The sequence below is a fragment of the Mesorhizobium sp. M7A.F.Ca.CA.002.15.2.1 genome (assembly GCF_003998715.1).
In the GTDB taxonomy this organism is placed as follows: domain Bacteria; phylum Pseudomonadota; class Alphaproteobacteria; order Rhizobiales; family Rhizobiaceae; genus Mesorhizobium; species Mesorhizobium ciceri.
In genome coordinates this window covers 1-2,648 of the sequence record NZ_RZPI01000729.1, presented here as the reverse complement: position 1 = coordinate 2,648, position 2,648 = coordinate 1, and the positions used below count along the sequence as shown (strand labels likewise).

The 2,648-nt window shown below is 64.9% G+C and carries 2 protein-coding genes; both read right to left on the bottom strand.

All coding sequences use genetic code 11. From position 1 onward, the window contains the following. Positions 1 to 1,116, bottom strand: a 1,116-nt coding sequence (locus ENZ74_RS28320) for a gamma-glutamyltransferase (protein WP_127313163.1), incomplete at its 3' end; no start/stop codon positions are given. Between the two features lie 395 nt (positions 1,117 to 1,511). After that, entirely contained in the window at positions 1,512 to 2,594 is a 1,083-nt protein-coding gene (locus tag ENZ74_RS28315) for an ABC transporter ATP-binding protein (protein ID WP_063169709.1), read from the bottom strand. Positions 2,595 to 2,648: the final 54 nt, after the last annotated feature.

Sequence of the window (2,648 nt, the reverse complement as noted above, 5' to 3'; positions counted from 1 at the left end):
CGAATAATAGGTCGAGTTGATGAAGGAGACCGCGTTGCGGTCGCGGTCGACGATGGAGATATAGACCGTGTCGCTGCCGGGCGGCTCGACGCGCGGCAGATGCGTGATGGCGCGGTCGCGGTCGATCTCGGCGCGTAGCCGGTCGGCATAGGCGCCGGACAGGAGCTGCTTCAGGGGCACCGGGACATGGTCCTGGTCGCCGACATAGCGGTCGCGGTCGCGGTAAGCCAGGCGTCCGGCCTCGATCTCCAGATGCAGGCGTTCGGCGCCATTGGGGTCGAGCCCGCCAAGCTCGAAGCCCGACAGCAAATTGAGCATCAAAAGCGCCGTCAGCCCCTGATTGTTCGGCGGCATCTGGTGGATCTCATGGCCGCCATAGGAGGTGCTGACCGGCGCCACATAGTCGCCTCTGGTCGCGGCAAAATCCTCGGCCGTATGAAGTCCGCCCAATTCGTTGAGCCGGCTCACCATATCGTCGGCGACCGCGCCTTCGTAGAAACCGGACCGGCCGTGTTTGGCGATGATGCGCAAGGTCGCCGCCAGTTCCGGCTGCCGATGGACGTCACCCGCCTTCGGCGCCCTGCCGCCGGGCAGGAAGATGCGCGCGGCATGCTCGTCGGCCGACAGGTCGGTCTCCGGCTCGGCCCAGTCGAAGGCGACGCGGTCGTGCACGACATAGCCGTTCTCGGCATAGTGAATGGCCGGCGTCAGCGCCTCGGCAAGGCCCTTGCGGCCATGGTCTTCGAGCAGGCGGCTCCAGGCGTCGACGGCGCCGGGTACGGTGACCGCATGCGGACCCTGCAGCGGGATGCGGTCGAAGCCTTTTTCGAGATACCAGCCGACCGTCGCCCTGGCCGGCGCTCGCCCCGAGCCGTTGAAGGCCAGCACATTGCCTTGTCCTCCGGGAGAATAAAGCACGAAGCAGTCGCCACCGATGCCCGTCGATTGCGGCTCGACCACACCCTGCACGGCGGCGGCGCAGACCGCGGCGTCCATGGCATTGCCGCCGGAGCGCAGCATGTCGATGGCCGCAAGCGTTGCAAGCGGATGCGAGGTCGCGGCAACCGCCTCGGTGGCACGAACCGGCGAGCGGCCGGGAAACTGGAAATCACGCATTCTGTCTGAATATCCCCTAGTCACTTCTGCAAATTGGTCGCTTCTGCGAATTGATCTGGTGAAATCAATGCCGCCGGCCGAGCCGAGCAGCACGCAGGCGCCGGTGACGATGAAGGCGACCTTGAAGGTGGTGATGAAGGTCTTGATGTAGGAGGCCTGCTCGAAGAATCGCGCATAATTGGCGGCGCTGAAGCCGCCCGCTTCGTCGAACAGCGACAGCCAGAACAGCCAGCCGATCGGCACGATGATGATGGCGAAGACCAGAAGCAGGCTTGGCGACAACAGCGCCAGCAGCCGTAGTGATTCACGCCGGGCGTCGGCGTGAAGTCCCTGCGTGTTGAGCTCCCGGCCTGCGGCGCTGCCGATCTCTTCCATGAGGGCGGGCTGCGCGCTCATCAGTCTGCCGCCACCAGGATCGTGTCCTGCGCATCGAGACCGAATGAGACTGGCTGGCCGGGCGCCGGCATTTTGGCCAGCACATCGCTGCGGCAATAGTCGCGCAAAGTCAGCTGGCGGCCGTCGCGCAACGCCGCGTAGCAGACGAAGCTGTCGCCCTGATAGATGATGTCGCTGACTTTCGCCTCGAGCACGTTGACGCCGCTTGTCGGTTCGGCGTCTGCCAGGAGCCGCAGCTTTTCCGGCCGCACCACCATCAGGTGCTGGCCAGCTGCCGGCACTGGTGCCGCGGTATGGATTCTCCGGTCCTCGTACCAGACGGAGCCGTTGCGGCACTCGACCGGAATGAAATTCGATTCGCCGATGAAGCCGGCTACAAATCGCGTTTGCGGCCTGGCGTAGAGGGTTTCAGGCTTGTCGAGCTGTTCGATGCGCCCGGCGTTCATGACCGCGATGCGGTCGGACATGGTGATGGCTTCGCGCTGGTCGTGCGTGACATAGACGGTGGTCATGCCGAGCCGGCGATGCAGGGCGCGCAGCTCGATCTGCATGTGCTCGCGCAGGCCCTTGTCGAGCGCCGACAAGGGTTCGTCCATCAGCACGATGCGCGGCTCGAAGACGATGGCGCGTGCCAGCGCCACACGCTGTCGCTGGCCGCCGGAAAGCTGGTCGACCCGGCGTTCGCCCAGGCCCTGCAATTTCACCAGATCGAGCGCCTTCTCGACACGTTCGGCCGTCTCGGCGGCGGCGACGCCGCGCTGCTTCAGCGGAAAGGCGATGTTGTGGAAGACGTTCATGTGCGGAAACAGCGCGTAGTTCTGGAACACCATGCCGATGTTGCGCTTGTGCGGCGGCGTGGTGATGATCTCGTCGCCGCCGACCTTGATCGAGCCGGCATTGGCCCGCACGAAACCGGCCAGGATCATCAGCAGCGTCGTCTTGCCGGAACCGGAAGGGCCGAGCAGCGTCAGGAATTCGCCGGCCTCGACATCGAGGTTAAGGTCGCGCAGCACCGGGACGCTGCCAAATCGTTTCTCGATCCCGCGCATGCCGATGGGCAACGCGGATGGCGCAATGGACAAGATTTTTCGCTCCTTAGCCGCAGAGAACAGGTGGCGAGGCAGTGGCTGGTTACG